This is a genomic window from Lacinutrix mariniflava (assembly GCF_001418015.1).
GTDB lineage: Bacteria > Bacteroidota > Bacteroidia > Flavobacteriales > Flavobacteriaceae > Lacinutrix > Lacinutrix mariniflava.
Genome location: NZ_LIQG01000027.1, coordinates 263,510 through 284,565 on the forward strand (window position 1 = coordinate 263,510; position 21,056 = coordinate 284,565).

At 31.2% G+C, this 21,056-nt stretch carries 23 protein-coding genes; 10 read left to right on the plus strand and 13 right to left on the minus strand.

From position 1 onward, the window contains the following. Positions 1 to 39: 39 nt before the first annotated feature. The 3 genes from ASC44_RS13645 to ASC44_RS13655 all read left to right on the plus strand — a co-directional run bounded on the left by ASC44_RS13645 (position 40) and on the right by ASC44_RS13655 (position 4,269). Positions 40 to 1,248: an NAD(P)-dependent oxidoreductase gene (locus ASC44_RS13645; protein WP_055448175.1), complete on the plus strand. Its 1,209-nt coding sequence runs from the start codon at positions 40 to 42 to the stop codon at positions 1,246 to 1,248. Between the two features lie 181 nt (positions 1,249 to 1,429). Further along, complete coding sequence (locus ASC44_RS13650; protein WP_241491436.1) at positions 1,430 to 2,101, plus strand: SDR family NAD(P)-dependent oxidoreductase; 672 nt, start codon at positions 1,430 to 1,432, stop codon at positions 2,099 to 2,101. 92 nt (positions 2,102 to 2,193) lie between these two features. Continuing rightward, on the plus strand, positions 2,194 to 4,269 hold the full coding sequence (locus ASC44_RS13655; RefSeq protein WP_055448176.1) for a carboxypeptidase-like regulatory domain-containing protein: 2,076 nt from the start codon (positions 2,194 to 2,196) through the stop codon (positions 4,267 to 4,269). 70 nt (positions 4,270 to 4,339) lie between these two features. Here the strand turns inward: ASC44_RS13655 and ASC44_RS13660 are convergent, their stop codons facing one another. The 10 genes from ASC44_RS13660 to ASC44_RS13705 all read right to left on the minus strand — a co-directional run bounded on the left by ASC44_RS13660 (position 4,340) and on the right by ASC44_RS13705 (position 11,788). Next, positions 4,340 to 6,226, minus strand: coding sequence for a TlpA family protein disulfide reductase (locus tag ASC44_RS13660; protein WP_055448177.1), 1,887 nt, complete (start codon positions 6,224 to 6,226; stop codon positions 4,340 to 4,342). An 81-nt stretch (positions 6,227 to 6,307) separates the two neighbouring features. Continuing rightward, the gene (locus tag ASC44_RS13665; protein WP_055448178.1) at positions 6,308 to 7,015 is read right to left on the minus strand and encodes a DUF1361 domain-containing protein; all 708 of its coding nucleotides are present in this window, start codon (positions 7,013 to 7,015) and stop codon (positions 6,308 to 6,310) included. Continuing rightward, positions 7,005 to 7,397, minus strand: a complete 393-nt coding sequence (locus ASC44_RS13670) for a ribosomal maturation YjgA family protein (protein ID WP_083476308.1) — start codon at positions 7,395 to 7,397, stop codon at positions 7,005 to 7,007. The genes ASC44_RS13665 and ASC44_RS13670 overlap by 11 nt, the downstream gene beginning before the upstream one ends. Continuing rightward, complete coding sequence (locus ASC44_RS13675) at positions 7,394 to 8,047, minus strand: SanA/YdcF family protein (RefSeq protein WP_055448179.1); 654 nt, start codon at positions 8,045 to 8,047, stop codon at positions 7,394 to 7,396. The genes ASC44_RS13670 and ASC44_RS13675 overlap by 4 nt, the downstream gene beginning before the upstream one ends. Continuing rightward, complete coding sequence (locus ASC44_RS13680) at positions 8,034 to 8,540, minus strand: Coq4 family protein (protein WP_055448180.1); 507 nt, start codon at positions 8,538 to 8,540, stop codon at positions 8,034 to 8,036. The genes ASC44_RS13675 and ASC44_RS13680 overlap by 14 nt, the downstream gene beginning before the upstream one ends. Then, positions 8,537 to 8,911: a hypothetical protein gene (locus ASC44_RS13685; protein ID WP_055448181.1), complete on the minus strand. Its 375-nt coding sequence runs from the start codon at positions 8,909 to 8,911 to the stop codon at positions 8,537 to 8,539. The genes ASC44_RS13680 and ASC44_RS13685 overlap by 4 nt, the downstream gene beginning before the upstream one ends. After that, positions 8,911 to 10,314: a DUF4153 domain-containing protein gene (locus ASC44_RS13690; protein ID WP_055448182.1), complete on the minus strand. Its 1,404-nt coding sequence runs from the start codon at positions 10,312 to 10,314 to the stop codon at positions 8,911 to 8,913. The genes ASC44_RS13685 and ASC44_RS13690 overlap by 1 nt, the downstream gene beginning before the upstream one ends. A 53-nt stretch (positions 10,315 to 10,367) precedes the next feature. Continuing rightward, entirely contained in the window at positions 10,368 to 10,661 is a 294-nt protein-coding gene (locus ASC44_RS13695) for a winged helix-turn-helix domain-containing protein (protein WP_055448183.1), read from the minus strand. A 198-nt stretch (positions 10,662 to 10,859) separates the two neighbouring features. After that, positions 10,860 to 11,183 (minus strand): hypothetical protein, encoded by a 324-nt coding sequence (locus tag ASC44_RS13700; RefSeq protein ID WP_055448184.1) that lies wholly within the window; start codon positions 11,181 to 11,183, stop codon positions 10,860 to 10,862. Further along, positions 11,180 to 11,788, minus strand: a complete 609-nt coding sequence (locus ASC44_RS13705; RefSeq protein ID WP_055448185.1) for a hypothetical protein — start codon at positions 11,786 to 11,788, stop codon at positions 11,180 to 11,182. The genes ASC44_RS13700 and ASC44_RS13705 overlap by 4 nt, the downstream gene beginning before the upstream one ends. A 109-nt stretch (positions 11,789 to 11,897) precedes the next feature. On the opposite strand from ASC44_RS13705, the gene ASC44_RS13710 reads away from it, so the two are divergent. Together ASC44_RS13710 and ASC44_RS13715 are read left to right on the plus strand one after the other, a co-directional pair. Next, the gene (locus ASC44_RS13710; protein ID WP_055448186.1) at positions 11,898 to 12,257 is read left to right on the plus strand and encodes a hypothetical protein; all 360 of its coding nucleotides are present in this window, start codon (positions 11,898 to 11,900) and stop codon (positions 12,255 to 12,257) included. 15 nt (positions 12,258 to 12,272) lie between these two features. Then, positions 12,273 to 12,647, plus strand: a complete 375-nt coding sequence (locus ASC44_RS13715; RefSeq protein WP_055448187.1) for a DUF1801 domain-containing protein — start codon at positions 12,273 to 12,275, stop codon at positions 12,645 to 12,647. 82 nt (positions 12,648 to 12,729) lie between these two features. On the opposite strand, the gene kdsA is transcribed toward ASC44_RS13715, so the two are convergent. The 3 genes from kdsA to ASC44_RS13730 form a co-directional block, all read right to left on the minus strand. Further along, positions 12,730 to 13,548: a 3-deoxy-8-phosphooctulonate synthase gene (gene kdsA / locus ASC44_RS13720; protein ID WP_055448188.1), complete on the minus strand. Its 819-nt coding sequence runs from the start codon at positions 13,546 to 13,548 to the stop codon at positions 12,730 to 12,732. A 262-nt stretch (positions 13,549 to 13,810) separates the two neighbouring features. Then, on the minus strand, positions 13,811 to 14,098 hold the full coding sequence (locus tag ASC44_RS13725; RefSeq protein WP_055448189.1) for a type II toxin-antitoxin system RelE/ParE family toxin: 288 nt from the start codon (positions 14,096 to 14,098) through the stop codon (positions 13,811 to 13,813). Then, complete coding sequence (locus ASC44_RS13730) at positions 14,091 to 14,330, minus strand: ribbon-helix-helix domain-containing protein (RefSeq protein ID WP_055448190.1); 240 nt, start codon at positions 14,328 to 14,330, stop codon at positions 14,091 to 14,093. Before ASC44_RS13730 ends, ASC44_RS13725 begins: the two co-directional genes overlap by 8 nt. Positions 14,331 to 14,755: 425 nt before the next feature. On the opposite strand from ASC44_RS13730, the gene typA reads away from it, so the two are divergent. The 5 genes from typA (at position 14,756) to ASC44_RS13755 (ending at position 21,054) form a co-directional block, all read left to right on the plus strand. Further along, positions 14,756 to 16,555 (plus strand): translational GTPase TypA, encoded by a 1,800-nt coding sequence (gene typA / locus ASC44_RS13735; RefSeq protein WP_055448191.1) that lies wholly within the window; start codon positions 14,756 to 14,758, stop codon positions 16,553 to 16,555. 269 nt (positions 16,556 to 16,824) lie between these two features. Then, entirely contained in the window at positions 16,825 to 17,697 is an 873-nt protein-coding gene (locus ASC44_RS13740) for a GNAT family N-acetyltransferase (protein ID WP_241491434.1), read from the plus strand. After that, positions 17,694 to 18,800, plus strand: coding sequence for a DegT/DnrJ/EryC1/StrS family aminotransferase (locus ASC44_RS13745; RefSeq protein ID WP_055448193.1), 1,107 nt, complete (start codon positions 17,694 to 17,696; stop codon positions 18,798 to 18,800). The genes ASC44_RS13740 and ASC44_RS13745 overlap by 4 nt, the downstream gene beginning before the upstream one ends. A 21-nt stretch (positions 18,801 to 18,821) precedes the next feature. Next, complete coding sequence (locus ASC44_RS13750) at positions 18,822 to 20,306, plus strand: oligosaccharide flippase family protein (RefSeq protein ID WP_083476309.1); 1,485 nt, start codon at positions 18,822 to 18,824, stop codon at positions 20,304 to 20,306. A gap of 52 nt (positions 20,307 to 20,358) precedes the next feature. After that, a complete protein-coding gene (locus tag ASC44_RS13755) occupies positions 20,359 to 21,054 on the plus strand; it encodes an acyltransferase (protein WP_055448249.1) in 696 nt (231 codons plus the stop codon). Positions 21,055 to 21,056: the final 2 nt, after the last annotated feature.

Genomic DNA, 21,056 nt, shown 5'->3' on the forward strand with positions numbered 1-21,056 from the left:
TAAAAGTAATTTAGCGGAAATATAATAAAGTTACTTCCTATGAAATTCGCCATAATAAAAGAACGTAAAAACCCACCAGATCGTCGTGTGGTTTTTTCACCTCAAGATTTAACAACTTTAAAAGATAAATTTCCTGAAGCAGAACTTGTAGTAGAATCTTCAGATATTCGCGTATTTACGGATTCAGAGTACCAAAAGGCAGGATTAAAAGTATCTCAAGATGTCGCCGATGCAGATGTTATGTTCGGTGTAAAGGAAGTGCCATTAGAGTCTTTAATTCCGAATAAAAAATATTTTTTCTTCAGTCATACTATAAAAAAGCAACCGTACAATAGAAAGCTGTTAAAAGCAATTTTAGCAAAAAATATCGAAATGTTCGATCACGAAACTATCGTAAAACAAAATGGAGCAAGACTTATAGGTTTTGGTCGTTATGCAGGTTTAGTTGGTGCATATAACGGATTTAGAGCTCTAGGTTTACGTGACGGGCTATTTAACTTACCTAAAGTAGAAACATTAAGAGACTTAGATGCGGTTAAGGCAGAGTTAGATAAAATAAAACTTCCAAATATTAAAATATTACTTACCGGAACAGGAAAAGTAGCCAATGGAGCAAAAGAAATATTAGATTATTTAAAAATAAAAGAAGTAAGTGATGCGTTATATTTAACAAGCGATTTTTCAGAGCCAGTATATTGTATGGCAGACGTTATGGAATATGCAAAACGTAAAGATGGTAAAGTAGGAGATAAATTTGCTTTTTATAAAGATGCAACAGATTACGAAAGTAATTTTATGCCTTATGCTAAAGTAACAGATTTCTTTATTGCAGGTCATTTTTATGGAGATGGAGCACCTTATTTATTTACAAGAGAAGACGCCAAGCATCCAGAATTTAAAATAAATTTGGTGGCAGATATCTCTTGCGATATTGATGGTCCAGTAGCAAGTACTATAAGACCTTCTACCATTGCAGATCCTTTTTACGGTTACGATGCAAAAACAGAAGAAGAAGTCGCATTCGATGCTAAAGGTGCTATTACAATGATGGCTGTGGATAATCTACCATGCGAATTACCTAAAGATGCCAGTGAAGGTTTTGGTGAGATGTTTTTAAAGCATGTAATTCCTGCTTTCTTTAATAATGATGAGAGTGGTATTTTAAAACGCGCTAGAATGACTACTAGTGATGGTAAATTAACACCACGTTTTGCATATTTACAAAATTATGTAGACGGAAAAGAGTAGTACTCTAAAATAATAATATGCAACAAACAGCAATTATAACAGGAGCGGCATCAGGATTAGGGTATGAGTTAATGTTATTGTTGGCTAAGGATAATTATGATTTAGTTTTAATAGATATAGATAAAAAAAACTAAAGACCATAAAATCTGAGTTACAAAATAAGAATAACTGTCGTGTAAAAATTCTATCTACCGATTTAAGTAACGTTGATAGTGCTGAAGTCGTTTTTGATGCAATAAAAAACATAAAAATAGATGTTCTTGTAAACTGTGCTGGTTTTGGAATTTATGGCTCTTTTGCAGAGAATAATTGGCAGCAAGAGTCGTCGATGTTAAATTTACATATTATAACAATTACGCATTTAACGAAACTTGTTTTACAAGGTATGATAGAACGAGATCGCGGAAAAATTTTAAACGTGTCCTCTTTAGCAGCATTTCAGCCAGGTCCAATGATGGCATTGTATTATGCTTCAAAATCGTACTTGCTTTCGTTTTCCGAAGCTATTGCGAACGAGCTTAAAGATACAGGTGTTTCTGTTACCGTTTTATGTCCAGGACCAACAAAAACGTGTTTTCAGGAAGTAGTTTCAAATACATCTTCAGATAATAAAATTAGTTTTAATATGGCATGTCCTAAAGCTGTTGCGGCCTATGGCTATAAGGCTATGCTAAAAGGGAAAGTTGTTGCTATTCCTGGTGTTTTTAATAAGTTTTTAGCGAATTTACCACGCCTTTTAACAAGAAAAAGAACGACTTCTATTGTTAGAAAAATTCAAGAAAAAAACAGAACGGAGCCTTCAAATACCTGTGTGTTTGAAAAAGATGTAGTACTAATAAAGAAAAATGTTTAACACAGTGTATGGCATCTCTCACCAAAATTAAATTTAGAGGTTAGGAGTTTTTAAATACTAGTTGTTATCTTTATAACGATAAAAATCAGACTATGAAATCAATAAAATTTATATTCCTATTAGCGTTTCTATTCTCGCTATCGTCTTGCGAAAACGATAATAATATACCAATAAATGAAAGCTCAGAAAATGGAGAGGCCAATCCCTTTTTACAAAACTTTGGAGATGCAATACAAGCTCGATTTATAGGCACAGTTGTAAACGAAGAAAATAATCCTGTTTCTGGCGTAACTATTAGCATAGGTTCTACGTTTGCAACAACAGATGCAAACGGAGTGTTTTCTATAATTAGTGCTACAGTATATAGTAAATTTGCAAATATAAAAGCAAGTAAAGTTGGGTTTATTGATGGATTTAGAGCTGTGGTACCAACAAGTGGAGTGAACCAAGTTAAAATAATGCTTTTAGATCTTGATCCTACTGTTACTCTTACTGCTGGTCAAGCGTTAACTGTAGATTTACCAGATGGTACGGAGATAGATTTTTCAGGACAATTTACAAATCAATTTGGCGGTTCTTATCAAGGAGATGTAGATGTTATTATTAAATCGTTAAGTGTAGATAATGAATATTTTTCGCAAATGATGCCCGGGAATTTAACAGCAGCAAACACCAATGGAGATTTAAGAGTTTTAGAATCTTACGGAATGATTGCAGTGGAGTTAAGAGGAGAAGGTGGAGAAGAGTTAAATATAGCTCCTGGAGAACCTGCAATTATAAGAGTTCCTGTTGCTACTAGTATTGTTAGTCCTCCAGCAACAATACCGCTTTGGTATTTTGATGAAGATAATGGATATTGGAAAGAAGAAGGTTTTGCAACTTTAGTTAATGGTAAATACGAAGGAGAGGTTTCTCATTTTAGTTTCTGGAATTGCGATGCACCTTTTAATACTATCGATTTTTGTGTTACAATAGTAGATCAAAATAACAATCCTATTCCTAATATTTTAGTACAAATAGAAAGAGATGCTACTGGTTGGAGTTCTACTACTTCTGGATATACAAACGATGATGGATTGGTTTGTGGTTTAGCGCCTGCAAATGAAAATTTAACGTTAACAGTGCCAGATTTTGGATGTTTAAATAACGACTTCTCTATGGCTTTAGGGCCTTATTCTGATGACCAAAACATATCGGTAATCGCACAAAGTGGAGGCGCTTTAATAACAAATTTTACCGCTATTTTTAACGATTGTAATGGAGATGCTATTACTAATGGATACCTTCAATTAGTATATAACAACCAATCGCAAATAATTCCAATTACAGATGGAGAAATTGCTGTTGTAATAGATTATTGTGCTTCAGATACTTCGTATTTTGCACAAGTAATAGACGTTACTAATAGTCAGTCTACAGATGTTTTTAATGGGAATTTTACAGTGCCAACTACAGATTTAGGCACAGAAATGTCTTGTGTTGATTTAGTAGATACAGATGCTGATGGTATTTTTGATATTGATGAAGATGTAAACGGAAATAATAACTTAGATGATGATGATACCGATAATGATGGGATTCCAAATTACCAAGATGAAGACGATGATGGAGATGGAATAAATACAGCAGATGAAGATGCTAATAATGATGGTAACCCAATGAATGATGATACAGACGGAGATCTAACACCAGATTATTTAGACGATATTGATAACAATTCTAACATGTTTGATGCTGATATTTATGAAATAGGCTGTGTAATTGATGTTTATACCTACGATTTTTCATTGTACTATGAAGATGGTTCTTTTCCAAACTTTGTTTATAATTATTATGAAACTTTAACGGATGCGCAAAGTCAAGTTAATGCCTTGTCAATGCCTTACACATCAATAGTTATTGGAGTGCAACAGCTTTATGTAAGAGTAGAAAGTGATAATACAGGACAAAATATAATTGGAGTTATTACTGCTTTAGGTTTCGAAGATAGTGATGGAGATGGTTTGTTTAATTGTGAGGAATTGTCTGGTGATGATTTTACAGAATCAACGTGTAATCCTAATGGGAATATTACAGATCCAAATGATCCAGACACAGATGGAGATGGCGTAGACGATTGTAGTGAAGCTACAAATGGTACAGATCCTAACGATCCATTAGACTTTTAATTTAAATGCTATTAAATATAAAAGCCACGATATGTATCGTGGCTTTTTCTTTTTATAAAAACTTATTGATTTAAGATTTTAATAAATCTATCATCAAGTCCATTTCTTGTTTTAATTTATCGGTATTACCACTAAAACCAACAGCTCTAAAGTTTATTTTCCCAGTTGGGCCAATAATTATTTTAGTTGGGATTCCTGTAATACCATATTTTTTAGCAACTTCGTAATCGTTACTATCTTCTACTTTCTCATCTATTAACACATGGAAATCGTAGTTGTTATCTTTAATAAATTTGGCGACTTTTTTTTCTCTGTTTTCACCATCTTCAAAAGTATCAACAAAAAGTAAAACAACACTTTCATCGTCTTTATACTTTTCTACTACTTGTTGCATCCCTGGAAAAGAAACTTTACAAGGACCACACCATGTTGCCCAGAAATCTAAAATCACAGTCTTTCCTTTTAAATCTCCAAGTGAAATATTTTCACCATCTAAGTTTTTAAGTACAAATTGTGGTGCTGCTTCGTCAAGCATAGACTTCTTTAATTCTGCTAATTCTCTTTCGTGATTAGCTTTGTCAATACCAATTATAATAGCATCAAAATCTGTAGCATCAGGGTTTACTGAAGTGTAAGCCGTTTTATAAAACTCTTTCATTTTACTAGTACCATTACCTTCACTTAAAAATGAATTCGCTTTTTCTGCCGCTAATTTATATTGTTTATCTGCTACGAGAAATTCGATATAACGATCGTTAACATCACTACTTTTACCATCTCCAACGGCCTTAGCTTGGTATTTCACAGCTTCTTTAATGTTGCCTAATTTGTATTGCAATAGCGCATAAGTATCTGCGAACATGTTGTAAGAATTGTCGATACTTGTTAGGTATTGGTTTTCTGTATAATAAGATGGTTTATTCGCAACATCTTTTTTAGCTTCCATCAATAAATCTAAAGAGGCTTTAGAAAGTTGAGATGCAAGTTCCATGTTTTCTCCTTCTTCAGCAGCTGGCCAAGCAACACTATTATATAACCCAGCCTTGTCATTTGGATCAGTAATTTTGCTAGCATACAAATTAAACCCAGCTTCGTCACCTTCTTCAAATTTTAGAACAGCAATACTGTTTGCTGCATAAGATAATTTAGAATCCATCCCAAAATCTGTTTCAATTTCTTTAAAAATATTTTCTTTCTCAACTAAAGTTTCAGCATCAAAGAAGCTATTCATTAAAGATTGTTGTTTTAGTTTCCCTTTTGGGAATTTAGAAATAGCAATCTCAGAGATAGAATCGACACCTTTTGAGTCTCTTAGGTTTCTATAGATAGTGCTTATTTTAATGTAATCTTCTTCAGTTAATTCTTGTTTAGAAGATATTTCAGCTAACATATTATTTGCTAAAACTTTACCTTTCTTATTGTCGCTTCTCATAACAGAACTTAAGTATCTAGTTCCCCAAAGCTCTTTAAGTTCTGGATTTGCCGCTATATCAGCATCAAGTGTTTGTACTAAAACATCAGCATCACCTTCTAGACCGTAATTTTGCCCGTTACCCGATTTATAGGCTTCCATGCTTGATTTACTACCAACAATGGTGTTTCCATCTTTGTCTAAAACAGGAAATAAGTATCCTTTTTTGTCGTTGTCTAAATATGCTCCATCAACTTTTAAGTTAAGAGCGATAGCTGTAATAGAATCTGGAATTGAAATAGTTGCTTTTCCATTTTTAAAACTTAAATCTTGAGGGTAAGCTTTGTAGCCATTAAGCATGTAGTAAAAACCTTCCATATCTTGATCTTCACCATTATATGTAATTGTAATAGGTTTGTTATGCGTTACAATGTCTGATGATAATTCAAAATCTCCCATTGTAAGCGTATTCGATTTTTCTACTTCTTTTTTACAAGAGAGAACAAGAAGGACTACTAGTAGTAATCCGGTTGATAAATGTTTCATTTTTATGTTTTTGATTGATTGGTTAATTCTATAAAATTAGTAAAATGAAAATTAATCTTGGGCTAATTAAAAGTTATTATTCTAGTTTGCTCTATTTAAGCGATTAAAAACCAAGTACCCAAGAAGTAGAAATAGTCCAAATGAACTTGTAAACAACCAGACGTCTATATTTTCTATTGGGTGAAAAAGCATATTAAATATATCATTAAATAGTAGAAGAGGATCGCTTAATATCTCCCATGAATTATAACGTAAAAACCGACCAATATAAACACCAAAAGCAGATAAGAACACTGTTACGATAATTATTGCTTCAGATGTTTTGTTGCTTAAAAATGCTAACAAGGCGTTTTTCATTTGAAGTAAAGAGAAATAAAACAACAGTATTCCTGTAACTGCGAATGTGCTAATGACTAAAGTATCAATCCAAATGTTGCTATAAGTACTTCTGCTTAAATGAAACAAATCTGTAATTATATAAGGTGCATTGGGTAAAAAGACCATCCATAAACCAAAGATTAAGACGAAGCTTATTTTGTTAGGCTTTTTTATATTAGATAAATACATGGTAATTATATAAGGTATAATAGCTAAAAATACATTCCAGACTAAAAAAGTATAATAAAGTGTTTTGGTAATTGCAATTCTAAGAAATAGAATAACAAAACTAAATAACATAAGCATAAATAGAATACTAAGGGAATGCGCTTGTTTAGGAAATAAGGTTTTTAATATATTTCCAATCTTCCTTTTTTTAAGGTATTTGATTTCACGAATTTCAGGATTCATTTTTAATGCTTTTTTTGTTAATAGAAATATCTGTAATCAATATAAATATTGTGCCTAAAGTATAAGCGATGAGGTCTTGAATGCTAAAGGAGGTCCCAAAGATTGTTGAAATTAACCTATTGTGTCTTAAATTAAAATAATCTAGAATGTTTGCGAGTTGTAAGAATTCAACAGAAAATGCAATTAAAAGAACAATTATTGATAAGGGCATTGGTTTTAAGGCTACAAAGCTTTTTATAAAACAGTAGATTAGAATTACCGATAGGAAGTCTCCAAATGTGTGCCTAATAAAACCGCCTTTTAAGAATAGTGCAATTGCAATTTCTATTAATAGTAAAGTGTAAAAAGCTGCAAAGTAATAGGGTTGAAATGTAATTTTCATATGATGTCTATTTTTTTACCAAGAAACTTGGGTTGTACATTAAAAACAACGTCTAAAACGGCTTTAGTTTTCGCTAAATATTCTCTAAGGTTTGTTTTAAAACCATAACGTCCAGTTATATTTTTTGCATTAAAGGCAATGGCATTAATGCCATTTTGTTTAGCTAAATAAATAGCACGTTCGTTATGAAATTTCTGAGAAATGATTGTGCACTCTGTTAAACAAAATATGGCTTTAGCTCTAATTACTGAGTCTAATGTTCTAAAACCTGCATAGTCTAAGAAAATTTTATGCTCAGGTATTCCTTTGGCGATTAAATCTTCTTTAAAGGTTGTAGGTTCGTCGTATTCTTCAATACCATTATCTCCACTTGCTAAAACAAAATCTATTTTTCCAGCTTTATATAATTTAACGGTTGCATCTATTCTGTATTTATAGTATAAATTGATGTTTCCATTTTTAAGATATTTGCCAGCTCCTAAAACCAATCCAACTTTGTTTTTAGGAATGTTCTCGGTTTTGGAAAATGTTTTACCTTCTGCATTATAAATAATAATACTATTGCATATTACTGCAAACGTAATGGTAAGCAAAGCAATAATACTTAGCCTTTTTGTGTACTTAAATAGTTTAGTTTTAAACCTGTTCATAAATTGTGTTTTTAATAGTTTGGATATGTTTTTTAGAAAAGAGACCTTTTCTTAATTCTTCAATATTTGCTTTTAATAAGGGCTTGAAATCTAGACTATGAAATACATTTGCTTGCTTTCCTATTTTAAAAGATTTCAAATAATAGTTTAAATAATCTGGTAGAATAATAGAGCCTAAAATAATAGCTCCAAATAAATACGGACTACGCTTGCCATTACCTAAACTTAAATACTGCAATGCAATTTCATCCTCTACCTTTGTACTGTAACCAGTTAGAACATGATAGCAATCGTGACGTTCCACTTTTGGAATAAGCTCGAAATTGTTTTTCTTTAAAAATAAGCCTAAGCTATAACCTAAACTTTCTTTAGAATAGGAGAGTAGCTCGTTTTTAGTAATTTTCCAAGGTTCGTGGTTTTTATAAATACGCGTGTAGATTTTACTGGAAATAGCGAAGAGCCAATTTATAAGTTGCTTTCTTAATTTTTTCATGAGCGTTTTTCTTTAGCAAACCAAACCCATGATTGTGCAGTTGTTAAATAAGCAGAAATTAAGAAGCTAACAAAAAAAGAATCAAAATTAGAGGCTTTTACTCCATAAAGACATAAGATAGAAGCAACAATAGCGTAGTACGGAAAGCACCTTTTTGCTAACGATTTGTTGTCTTCCTTTTCTTTTCTTAATGCCCAGAATACAGGACAAATAGTAATTACTATTGTAAGTGATACACAAATGCTGATTGGAATTAATGACAACACTACAATTGGAGCAAAATCTAAATCGCCTTCTTGTATAAGATAAATAACCCAAAAAATACTTGACGCTAGTAATATGGATTTTCCTATGTTGGATGGAATATTCATTAGTCAATATGTGTTTCAGAATTACTATGCTCTTGAAAATTCGCAAAGGTGTATTCTTGCCAGTTTCTAGTATTAATATCTTTTAAATAAGCTGTGTGTTTAATAAATATTGCTTGATTGTTTGAAGAACTTAGTGTTCCTTTCTCGCGTAGATCATATAAAATATAAGAGTTGTTATTAGATAAGTGTATTAGGTAATTAACATCTAAAGATTCTGCGTTATTAATGTTGTATTTCGTTATAAATGCATCCCAATTAACAGTGCTTAAGCCAATAAGTAAAACAAAAGCTATTTGTGTATTAGCTCTAAATAGAAACAGTAGATTCTTAATTTTAAGGACCTTTAAAAAGGTTGTTCTTAGACCAGTAAAAGTGAGTAGTAAGTAAATGTAGACGCCTAAACGTTTGTATGTAAATCCATGTGCAGAAACATAATCGTTATTTTTAATTACAATTAAAATCACTAAAACTGCGTTTAATATAATCCATGCAAAAGCCAAGAATTTAAGTGTTTTATTGTCATTATAGAAGTTTATATTTCCTCTAAAAAAGTAGAGAATAATTACAATGGCCATTATAATAGAGGCTATTAAAGCATTAATGCCATTGTGAACTTGACTAGATAGTGTAACGGCATCGTACGATGATGAAACGTTTAAAGCTATAATATCTGTAACTAAATAGAATATAATTAGCACATTAAGTAAAAGCATAAGTGTGGTGCCTAATTGCTGTTCTTTTTTTAATTTTTCTTCGGAAAAACTACCGGTTTTAAAGAGTGTGTTGCCAGCATCTAAATCTGATTGTGTCGCTGGCTCTACGTGTACAGGGTTTATAATATTGCTGAATAAAAAATAACCTAAGACTGAGAATAAAATCCATTGGATATTGATGAAGCTAAAGTTTATTTGAGAAATAAGATCGTTAAAAACGGAGTTTCCATTTTTGTAAAGTAGTATGAAAACAATTATAAAAACTAATGGAATACCTATAAGTTTTATCCAATGTAAAAGGTCTATATCTTTTTTTAATTTTGGTTGTTCTTCTTTTTCATTGTGGTCGAAGTTTCTATGGAAAAAGCCCGCAATACTAGTGTATATTCCATTTAACCAGTTTACAAAGATTGAAGATTTTGATTCTGTAATGTTACCAACCAAAGTAAAGAAAACAATAATATTAGCAATTAAAGATAAAAATGAATGTTGAAAGAATACTAACGCGGCAGTTAATAAGTACAGCAGTGCATACGTTAACGTTGTTCTGTTTTTAAACTTATTGGTGTTACCAATAATTAAAATAATTAAAGTTAGTACGCTGAAAAGGGATATGTTTAAACCAATATTCTGACCATAGAATAAAATGCTAAATAAAAAAGACGAGATAATAAGGGTAGTTTGTTTCATAATTGTTTTTTAAAGTACTTTGAATTTCAAAGTGATTGTATAAAAAAAAGGATTTAAGTTTTATGTATTAGCTTTTCTAGTGCGTTAATGTGTTTTTTAAATTCGGCTTTACCAAGCTTAGTTGTGCTATATCTTGTATTTGGTTTTTTGCCAATAAATTGCTTTTCAATTTTAATATACTCGGCTTTTTCTAATGCTTTGGTATGGCTTGCTAAATTACCGTCTGTAGCACCAAGTAGCTCTTTAAGCATATTAAAATCGGCATATTCATTCACCATTAAAATAGACATAATGCCCAGTCTAATTCTGTGATCGAATAGTTTATTTATGTTAGTTATTATGCTCATATATTTCTTACAAAACTTGAAACCTTATCTTAAATAGAAGACTAAAAAGACGACTGTTGGTGATGGTGTTATTTCGTGTAAATTTAAATTTTGACTATTTCTTTTGAATAAATTTATATAATTAATAAGACATGATGATTGGAGTTCCAAAAACAATTAAATAGAACACTAATGATGCTAAAATCCATAAGAACGAACTCATTTTCCGTAATCAATTTCATTCTTATCAATATATTTCATCTTTCTAAAGAGAAAAGATATTCCACCTGCAAATAAACCAAATATTAAAGACATTGGAATAAGCATTAAAAAAGCTTGCTTTGTTGTTTTGCGCTTTGTCAATTGTTTAGCAGTGGCAATAGAGTTTTTTGTTATCTCTTTGTTGTCAATTAAACCATTTTTATCTGTATCGTAAAAAGCGACGCGTTCCTCGAACTTAATATTAGAGTAATACGTATAAACCGCTCCACATGCGTAAACCAGTAGTGCTGCAATTATTCCTATTTTTAATGTTCTACTCATTTTGTATCGTATTTAAAATGCATAATTGTTCCATAAATAATGTGCATAACACCAAAACCAATGACCCAAAGATAGAAGCCATAACCAGGAAATAATGCAGCAATTAAGCCTAAAACTATTTCTGTGTAACCTAAGTATTTAATATCACCAATACTATATTTAGAAGCATTTACTAATGCTAAGCCATAAAAAATTAACATTAAACCTCCTGTTTGGCCATATTTACCATGATATAAAATTATTAATGTATAAATTCCACCGGCCACCAAAGGTAATAGGAAGTTTAGTAATAACCTTTTAGATGAGGTGTCCCATATTTTTTCGCCGTTTTGTTTTGCTTTTCTGGTGGTTAAAAAAACGCCAGTAACAACACTTGAGAAGGCAACCATAAAAAGGATAAATAAAACACGTCTAAAAATCCAGCCGTCTAGCATTAGGGTTCCATAGCTATACTCTGTAACAAGGTAATAGGTAAGCGCTGCACCAATTAAGGCATAGACACCAGCTAATATTCCAGATAAGCCACTTAAAGAAATAAATCTTGAGCTTTTATTCATCAAGTTTTTAATCTCGCTAATATCTTTTAAATAATCTTTATCGCTCATAATAAAAGTACTTTGAATTACAAAGTAAAATAAAATACTTGAATTACACAAGTTAATTGTTTCACAATTTTGTAAATTTATAATCTCATTAATAAACTAAAGTACACCAATGATTGTAACATTACTAACTATAGCAAATATTGCTGGCGGATTATTACTAGGTTTAGCCACGCTAGATAAATTAGATGGAGAACGTAATTTCTTTAATAAAATAGCTGCTGCTTTGGCACCGTTTCAAACTGTTATTGGTGGAGCATTGGTTGTTTTAGCATTAATTAGACTTATAGGAAATGGAGGACTAATATTTAATATTGTAAGTCTTATTGGAGGTTTTTTATTATTAACTCACGTAATTGGGAAAGCACCTGCTTTTAAAGATACATTGCAAAAAATATCTGATAAATTAATGCCATTTAAAGCTATAATTGGAATCGTTTTAATTGTAATTGGATTGATTACTCTATTTTAAAATAGCCTTTAAATTTTGAACCCAGCAGAAGACTACATATTAAACCAACCAGAACCTTATCGTTCTATATTATTGCATGCGCAAGTTATTATAGAGCACACAATACCTAACGTTGAGTTAAAATATAAATGGAAGATTCCATGTTATTATGTTGGTAAACGGCCTATTTGTTTTTTAAATGCGAGTCATAAAAATGAATTTGTAGATATTGCTTTTTGGCATTCAAATTACATTACAAAGTATACAGAGCATTTGGTTAGCGAAAACCGTAAAGTTGTAAAATCTTTGCGCTATAAAACGTTGGATGCTGTAAACGATACTGTTTTAATTTCTATTTTAAAACAAGTGAATAGTAATAAAGAAGACGGTTTTTATAAGAAAAAATACTAGCACTGTTATTATTAAAAAAGCAGAAATCTATCTTAATTTATTATTAAGTGGATTTCTGCTTTTTTAGATATGGAAGGAATTACTATAGCGTATTAACTAGTTTTCTAATTGCAACCAAGTTAGTTAGCAAGCCTTCTAAGTTATCTAAATGTAACATGTTTGCGCCATCACTTTTTGCATTTGCTGGGTCAAAGTGTGTTTCTATAAATAAACCATCTACGTTATTTACAATTCCTGCACGAGCAATAGTTTCTATCATATCTGGTCTTCCACCTGTAACTCCAGCACTTTGATTAGGCTGTTGTAAAGAATGTGTAACATCTAAAACGGTAGGTGCAAATTCACGCATTGTTGGAATACCTCTAAAATCTACGATCATATCTTGGTAACCAAACATGGTTCCGCGATCTGTAATCCAAGCTTTATCGCTTCCAGCATCTTTTACTTTTTGCACTGCATGTTTCATGGCTTCCGGACTCATAAATTGTCCTTTTTTTAAGTTCACTACTTTGCCTGTTTTTGCTGCTGCAACAACTAAGTCTGTTTGTCGCACTAAAAAAGCAGGTATTTGTAATACATCTACGTATTGTGCAGCTTTAGCAGCATCACTTACTTCGTGAATATCCGTAACTGTAGGAACATTAAATTTTTCTGAAACTTTAGCTAATATTTCTAAAGCTTTTTCATCTCCAATTCCTGTAAAGCTGTCGATTCTACTTCTGTTAGCTTTTTTAAAACTGCCTTTAAATATGTAAGGAATTTCTAATTTATTAGTGATTTCTAATACACGTTCCGCAATTCTAAACGCCATATCTTCACTTTCTATGGCACATGGTCCACATAAAAGAAAGAAGTTATTAGAGTCAGTGTGTTTTATTTGAGGTATGTCTTGCAATTGCATAAGTAGTTGTCTTGAGTTTAATTGCAAAGATAAATAAATGAAATTGAAATTGAAGCTGAACTTGAAATTGAAAAGATAACTATGAATTTAATATATCGTTTTTGATTTTTAACTTATTGTGATTCTGTATGGTTAGTTGCATGGTTTTTATGCGAGGATTTTTCGAAGGAAAATTAGACGTTACAAACAAGCAACGAGCTTAGATTAAGCACTAAACCGTAATTATTTTTATACGGTGGTGGTAACCGTTTTTATTATTCCGTTATAGTTTTTTATTCAAGTCCTGTCTTCCAATAATTACCATTATATCTATAATATCTTCATTAACTTTAAAATAGATACTATCAACTCCACAAGCACAACGTCTATAATCTTTTTTTATATGTTCAGCCGATTCGAAAGAATAAGGCCTTTGGTAAATAATGTCAAAATATTCAAAAAATGATTCAAAAGACTTATCCGCTTGAGTCATTCCGAATTTTACAACTCCGTAATGGTGAATTCGTATTAAATCGTTTTTAGCTTCGTTGCTTAATCTGTACTTAGCCATTTAATAATGACTTTGATTGAGCTAAAATTTCGTTTTTATTGTCATTCGTAAATCCGCTTTTTTCAGCTTTATCAAGTTTGGCTCTAACCCAATCAATCTCAATTTGCTGTTTTCTGGCTTGTCTAATTAAATCGTTTACTAATTCGCTTTTACTTGAATATTCATTTTTATTCACTTGCGCTTTCAGCCATTCGTCGTTCGGTTCTGTAAATGATATGCTTTGTCTTGACATAACTTTATGTTTTGGTGTAAATATACATCAAATGTGAATCAATACGAAAATATTGCCAATGTTTCGTTGGTATAAAAGCGTTTCAATACTGAATTAAGTTCAGCACAAGTATTTCATATTAGACGATAAGCGAAGTTCTGCTATTTCGGGATAGTTTTTTGTATTTAAAATTTTAATTTATAAGTATAATTAAACTTTAATTTAATAACCTAAACATAACAAGTACTGCATTAGGGATTGAACGGCATGTTTGAGCTCCTCGCAGAGAGCGAGTAGTGAAAGCGCGACGTTTTGTTGCACAGTTACTTACCTTAATTTTAGTCTGAAAATAAACTTGCAACACAACGTAATGCCCAAATAAAAATATTTATAGTAAAGTTCAATAATAATAAGTACCTTTGCACGCTTAAAATAAGGCATACATTATGGAGAAGATTATTAATATTGCAATTATTGCACACGTAGATCACGGGAAAACAACATTGGTAGACAAAATTATGTACCACTGTCAACTGTTTCGTGAAAACCAAAACACAGGAGATTTAATTCTTGATAACAACGATTTAGAACGTGAACGTGGTATTACCATTACGTCTAAAAACGTTTCTGTTGTATATAAAGGTACAAAAATTAACATTATTGATACTCCTGGTCACGCCGATTTTGGTGGTGAAGTTGAGCGTGTTTTAAACATGGCCGATGGTGTTGTATTATTGGTAGATGCTTTTGAAGGACCAATGCCTCAAACGCGTTTTGTATTACAAAAAGCTATTGATTTAGGTTTAAAGCCTTGTGTGGTTGTAAATAAAGTTGATAAAGAAAACTGTACGCCTGATATTGTACATGAAAAAGTTTTCGATCTTATGTTTGAACTTGGTGCAGAAGAGTGGCAGTTGGATTTTCCAACAGTTTACGGTAGTGCTAAGAACAACTGGATGAGTGATGATTGGAAAAATGAAACTGATAATGTTGAACCATTATTAGATATGGTACTTGAGCATGTTCCAACACCTGATTTTAAGGAAGGAACAACGCAAATGTTAATTACATCTTTAGATTTCTCTTCTTTTACTGGTCGTATTGCAATTGGTAGATTACAAAGAGGTGGTCTTGTAGAAGGACAAGCAGTTTCTTTAGTAAAAAGAGATGGTACTATTACAAAAACAAAAATAAAAGAGTTATTTATATTTGAAGGTTTAGGACGTAAACGCGTAGAGAGCGTTCAAACTGGAGATATTTGTGCTTTAGTAGGAATCGAAGGTTTCGAAATTGGTGATACTATTGCTGATATTGAAAATCCTGAAGCTTTAAAATCTATTGCGATAGATGAGCCTACAATGAGTATGTTATTTACAATTAACGATTCACCTTTCTTCGGAAAAGATGGAAAGTATGTAACATCTCGTCATATTAAAGACCGTTTAGAAAAAGAGCTAGAAAAAAACTTAGCACTTAAATTAGGTGAAACAGGAAGTGCAGATAAATTCATGGTCTTTGGTCGTGGTGTATTACACTTATCTGTATTAATCGAAACAATGCGTCGTGAAGGTTACGAACTTCAAATTGGACAACCACAAGTAATTATCAAAGAAATTGATGGTGTTAAATGTGAACCAATTGAAGAGTTAACTATTGACCTTCCTGAAAATGTATCTGGTAGAGCTGTAGAGTTTGTAACTTTACGTAAAGGTGAGTTATTATCTATGGAAGCTAAAGGAGATCGTATGATTTGCGAATTCTTAATCCCTTCTCGTGGTATTATTGGTTTACGTAACTTATTGTTAACAGCTACTGCTGGTGAAGCTATTATGGCACACCGTTATAAAGAATACCAACCTTTAAGAGGTGCTATTCCAGGACGTATTTCTGGATCTTTAGTATCTATGGAGAATGGTTCTGCAATTCCTTATTCTATTGATAAATTACAAGATAGAGGTAAGTTTTTCGTTGAGCCAGGTGAAGATATTTATGAAGGTCAAGTAATTGGTGAGAACTCTCGTCAAGACGATATGAATATTAACATTACTAAAGCTAAAAAGCAGAGTAATGTACGTTCTTCTGGAGCAGATGATAAAGCTAAAATTGTACCAGCAATTAAATTCTCGTTAGAAGAAGCTTTAGAATACATCCAGAAAGATGAGTATGTTGAAGTTACACCAAACCACTTACGTTTACGTAAAATTTGGTTAAAAGAAGCAGACAGAAAAAGAAACAAAATTGCTTAATTAGCAGTTAAATTATAGTTTACTAAAAGAGAAACACTGCAAAGTGTTTCTCTTTTTTTTGTTAATTATTTAAGTGATATTAAAAGAGTGACTATTTAGTCGCTCTTTTTGTTTAAAAAATTAAAATTATTGTATTTTGCTACTTATAATCATAACCAAAACTTGTCGTTATTTATACTGTAGAAAAATACACACCGGAAAAGCTCAAGCTTTGGAATAGCTTTGTTTCTAAAGCAAAGAATGCTACCTTTCTTTTTCAAAGAGCGTTTATGGAGTATCATAGTGATAGATTCGAAGATTTTTCGTTAATGGTTTTTAAAGATGAAAAGCTAGTAGGTGTTTTGCCAGCAAATAAGCGTGGCGGGAAGGTGTATTCTCATGAAGGGCTAAGCTATGGTGGATTAGTTTTTAATGAAAAGATTAAATTTAATGTCGTTTTATTAATTTTTAAGTCAGTTCTAAGATATTTAGATTCGTCAAAAATAAATGAGTTACATGTGAAATTGTTACCTTCTATTTACTGTAAAATTCCAAATGATGAGTTATTATATCTCGCATTTTTATTAGAAGCTCAATTAAGTAGAAGGGATGCGCTTGCAGTAATCTGTAGCAGTCAACGCATAAAGTACTCTAAAAATAGAATTGAAGGCAAAAATCGTGGATTGAAAAATAATTTAGAAATAAAAGAAGTTCTTGATTTTACAGCATTTTGGAATACTATCTTAATTCCTAATTTAGCCAATAAACATGAAGCAAAACCTGTTCATAGTTTAAAGGAAATTACGATGCTTAAGCATCTATTTCCAAAAAACATTAGGCAATTTAATGTGTATCAAAATGAAGAATTAGTTGCGGGAACTACGATTTTTGAATCTCATAATGTTGCACATTCTCAATATATTTCGGGTAACGAAAACAAGAATGTTTTAGGAAGCTTAGATTTTTTACATATGCATTTACTTGATGAAGTTTTTGCTGATAAAAATTATTTTGATTTTGGGATTTCAAATGAAAATAAAGGTAGAAATGTAAATGAAGGATTGCAATATTGGAAAGAAGGCTTTGGTGCACGTATAATTGCTCAGGATTTCTATACTTTTGAAACGAATAACTTCTCTAAACTAGATACGGTTATGTTATGATTAAATTTTTAGATCTACATAAAATAAACGCACGTTTTGAACCTCAATTAAAACTAGAGTTTCAGCAGTTTCTTGAGTCTGGGCATTATGTTTTAGGTGAGGGAACAAAAGCTTTCGAAATTAACTACGCGAAGTATTGTGGAACAAAACACTGTATAGGCGTTAGTAATGGATTAGATGCCTTAATTATTATTTTTAAGGCCTATATACAATTAGGAAAACTAAATAAAGGAGATGAAGTCTTAGTTCCTGCCAATACATATATCGCATCTATTTTGGCTATAATTGAAGCAGGTTTAAAGCCAATTTTTATAGAGCCGAATATTGGCACTTTTAATTGGGAGGCTTCAACTATAAAAAAACATATAACGAGTAAAACTAAAGCAATATTAACAGTGCATCTTTATGGACAGTTGGCAGATAGTGAAGCGATTTTAAAATTATCTAAAAAGCATAATTTAATAGTAGTTGAAGATGCAGCTCAAGCACATGGAGCAGAAAACGCTTTCGGTAAACGTGCTGGTAATTTAAGTGATGCTGCTGCTTTTAGTTTTTATCCAAGCAAAAATTTAGGAGCTTTAGGTGAAGCAGGAGCCGTTACGACTAACGATGAAAAACTAGCTAAAACAGTTTCAGAATTAAGAAATTATGGTTCAGCTAAAAAATATGAGAATGTAAGAATTGGTATAAATAATAGGATTGATGAACTTCAAGCGCGCATTTTAAATATCAAATTGAAACATTTAGATACTGATAATGAGCAAAGGAGAAAAGTTGCACGACAGTATCTTTTAAAAATTAATAATGATAAGGTTAAGCTTCCGTTTTATGATGGATCAAAAAATCATAACTTTCATTTGTTTGTGGTTTTAGTAGAACATAGGAATGAGTTTGTTAAATATTTATTGGATAACGGAGTTCAGTCTTCTGTACATTATCCAAAACCACCACATAAACAAGAGGCTTTACATGAGTTTTCAAAATTACAATTACCAATAACGGAAAGTATACACAAGGAATGTGTGAGTTTGCCTATTAGTCCTGTAATGGAAGATTTTGAAATAGCAAAAGTTATAGAAATAGTAAATAAGTATAATTATTAAATCCCTCGTTATTTAATTTAAATGAATGAAACAAAAAGTTCATACCATCAAATAATGAAAGCTACCACTATTTATGGTGGCGTTCAGATATTTATTATTCTTTTTTCTGTAATACGATCGAAAGTGGCTGCTCTAATTTTAGGTCCTAAAGGTTTAGGTATTTTAAGTTTATTATTAACAACACTAAATCTTGTTAATGGATTTACAAGTTTGGGGTTAGATAAAAGTTCGGTAAAAGATATCGCCTTTGCTAATAGCTCTTTGGATGTTTTTAAAGTTTCAAAAACCATAAGTATCTTAAAAAAAATGGTATGGTTTACAGCTTTGTTTGGTACAGTATTAATGGTTGTGGCCTCACCTTTATTGAGTGAGCTAGCATTTAAAAATAAAGACTATAGTATTGCTATAATATGGGTTTCAATTGCTTTGGTATTTAAGCAATTAACAAGTAGTAATATAGCAGTTTTACAGGGACTTAGAAAACTCAAGTATATAGCTGAATTTAATCTTATCTCTAATTTTTTAGGTTTATTAGTTAGTGTTCCGCTTTACTATTTTTTTAAGATAGAAGCAATTGTTCCTTCTATAGTGTTAACAGCTGTATTGAGTTATTTAGTAGCCTTTTATTTCTTTAAGAAAATTAAATTTGAGTCAGTTAAAATTTCATTTAAAGAGGCTTTTATTCAAGGCAAGGAAATGACGCAATTAGGGTTTTCGCTTTCAATTAGTTCTATGTTGGGTTTACTAGGTGCGTATTTGCTACAAATCTATATAAGTACAACCGGAGGTGTTAATCAAATAGGTTTATACATGGCAGCTTACGTTATTTTAAATACATACGTAGGTTTAGTGTTCAATGCTATGAGCACAGATTATTATCCAAAATTGGCAGGTATACATAACGATAATAAAAAATTACAATTCGCTATGTATCAACAGAGTTATCTAGCGCTTTTAATACTTTTACCAATTGTTGTTCTTTTTCTAGCAATGACACCGTTTATAGTTAAAACCTTGTACAGTACAGAGTTTTTACCAATCATTGCATTATTGAAATGGGGAATTTTAGGAATGATTTTAAAATCGGTTTCCTTTTGTATGGGTTATATTATTATAGCTAAAGGCGATTCTAAGGTGTTTGTTAAAACAGCAATACTCTTTAATATTCTTCTTTTAGGAGTGAATGTGCTTGGGTATTATATTGGTGGTTTAGAAGGCTTAGGAATGAGCTTTTTAGTATACTATTTTGTTCATTTCGTTGTTATTGCTTTTATTATTTTTTATAGATATGGTATTTATTTAGAGTCTTCATTCTACTTCCTTTTTTTATTAGCGATTATATTATGTGTATTAACCTTTTTAGTAACTTACCTCGCTCAAGGAGTATTAAAAAATGCCTTATTCTTTCTTTTAATTACCATTTGCTTCTGTGTTTCTTATTATAAATTGAATAAAAAAATTGATATTAAAATGTTTATGCGCTCATTATTTAAAAGAAAAAAATGATAAACTCTTTAAAAAAAAATACAGGAAGTTTAAAAAAGAGTGTCATTTTTTTATGTCCGTTAATTGGAGGAAAACCATTTATTTCAACTTTAAAAAATTCCCATTTCCTATAGCGAAAAAGTTACCGGTCTATTTTTACGGTCGCGTTAAGTTAGCAAGTATTGCTGGAGAAATATTAATTGATGCTCCAATTAAGACCGCCATGATTGGTTTTGGACAGCAGTACGAAATGGACACCGTTTCAAATAGAACAGCTGAGTTTTCTTTAAAAGGGAAACTAGTATTTAAAGGCTATGCTCAATTTGGTAAAGATTATTTTATTTATGTAAAACATAATGCATTCTGCCAAATTGGTAATATGGCTTCCTTAGCCTCAAGAGGCAAGCTTATATGTACAAAGCATGTTGTTCTTGGTGACTATGCTAGACTAGGATCCGAATCACAGATAATTGATAGTAATTTTCATCAAATGATTAATACATTAACTAATGAGAAAGCACCAATAGCTTCGCCAATAGTAATAGGGAATTATAATTACATTGGTAATAGAGTGTCAATTATGTCTAAAACAAAGACTCAAAATTTTTGTACAATAGCTTCAAATAGCTTGTGTAATAAAGATTACATGTCTTTAAAAGAAAATAGCCTAATTGGTGGCATTCCTGCTAAATTAATTAAAGAGAATATAACGCGAGATTGGAAAGGAGAGCAAAAGAACTTATTGAAAAACTTAATTGTTAAAGCTTAATT

What these genes read in the sequence shown, in the direction of transcription:
- ASC44_RS13710 (WP_055448186.1), top strand. Translation starts at nt 11,898, where the DNA reads ATGATTGTAACATTACTAACTATAGCAAATATTGCTGGCGGATTATTA.
- kdsA (WP_055448188.1), bottom strand. Translation starts at nt 13,548, where the DNA reads ATGCAATTGCAAGACATACCTCAAATAAAACACACTGACTCTAATAAC.
- ASC44_RS13660 (WP_055448177.1), bottom strand. Translation starts at nt 6,226, where the DNA reads ATGAAACATTTATCAACCGGATTACTACTAGTAGTCCTTCTTGTTCTC.
- ASC44_RS13755 (WP_055448249.1), top strand. Translation starts at nt 20,359, where the DNA reads ATGTCCGTTAATTGGAGGAAAACCATTTATTTCAACTTTAAAAAATTC.
- ASC44_RS13665 (WP_055448178.1), bottom strand. Translation starts at nt 7,015, where the DNA reads ATGAATCCTGAAATTCGTGAAATCAAATACCTTAAAAAAAGGAAGATT.
- ASC44_RS13730 (WP_055448190.1), bottom strand. Translation starts at nt 14,330, where the DNA reads ATGTCAAGACAAAGCATATCATTTACAGAACCGAACGACGAATGGCTG.
- ASC44_RS13740 (WP_241491434.1), top strand. Translation starts at nt 16,825, where the DNA reads ATGGAGTATCATAGTGATAGATTCGAAGATTTTTCGTTAATGGTTTTT.
- ASC44_RS13690 (WP_055448182.1), bottom strand. Translation starts at nt 10,314, where the DNA reads ATGAAACAAACTACCCTTATTATCTCGTCTTTTTTATTTAGCATTTTA.
- ASC44_RS13750 (WP_083476309.1), top strand. Translation starts at nt 18,822, where the DNA reads ATGAATGAAACAAAAAGTTCATACCATCAAATAATGAAAGCTACCACT.
- ASC44_RS13645 (WP_055448175.1), top strand. Translation starts at nt 40, where the DNA reads ATGAAATTCGCCATAATAAAAGAACGTAAAAACCCACCAGATCGTCGT.
- ASC44_RS13725 (WP_055448189.1), bottom strand. Translation starts at nt 14,098, where the DNA reads ATGGCTAAGTACAGATTAAGCAACGAAGCTAAAAACGATTTAATACGA.
- ASC44_RS13675 (WP_055448179.1), bottom strand. Translation starts at nt 8,047, where the DNA reads ATGAACAGGTTTAAAACTAAACTATTTAAGTACACAAAAAGGCTAAGT.
- ASC44_RS13670 (WP_083476308.1), bottom strand. Translation starts at nt 7,397, where the DNA reads ATGAAAATTACATTTCAACCCTATTACTTTGCAGCTTTTTACACTTTA.
- ASC44_RS13700 (WP_055448184.1), bottom strand. Translation starts at nt 11,183, where the DNA reads ATGAGTAGAACATTAAAAATAGGAATAATTGCAGCACTACTGGTTTAC.
- ASC44_RS13685 (WP_055448181.1), bottom strand. Translation starts at nt 8,911, where the DNA reads ATGAATATTCCATCCAACATAGGAAAATCCATATTACTAGCGTCAAGT.
- ASC44_RS13655 (WP_055448176.1), top strand. Translation starts at nt 2,194, where the DNA reads ATGAAATCAATAAAATTTATATTCCTATTAGCGTTTCTATTCTCGCTA.
- ASC44_RS13745 (WP_055448193.1), top strand. Translation starts at nt 17,694, where the DNA reads ATGATTAAATTTTTAGATCTACATAAAATAAACGCACGTTTTGAACCT.
- ASC44_RS13680 (WP_055448180.1), bottom strand. Translation starts at nt 8,540, where the DNA reads ATGAAAAAATTAAGAAAGCAACTTATAAATTGGCTCTTCGCTATTTCC.
- typA (WP_055448191.1), top strand. Translation starts at nt 14,756, where the DNA reads ATGGAGAAGATTATTAATATTGCAATTATTGCACACGTAGATCACGGG.
- ASC44_RS13695 (WP_055448183.1), bottom strand. Translation starts at nt 10,661, where the DNA reads ATGAGCATAATAACTAACATAAATAAACTATTCGATCACAGAATTAGA.
- ASC44_RS13705 (WP_055448185.1), bottom strand. Translation starts at nt 11,788, where the DNA reads ATGAGCGATAAAGATTATTTAAAAGATATTAGCGAGATTAAAAACTTG.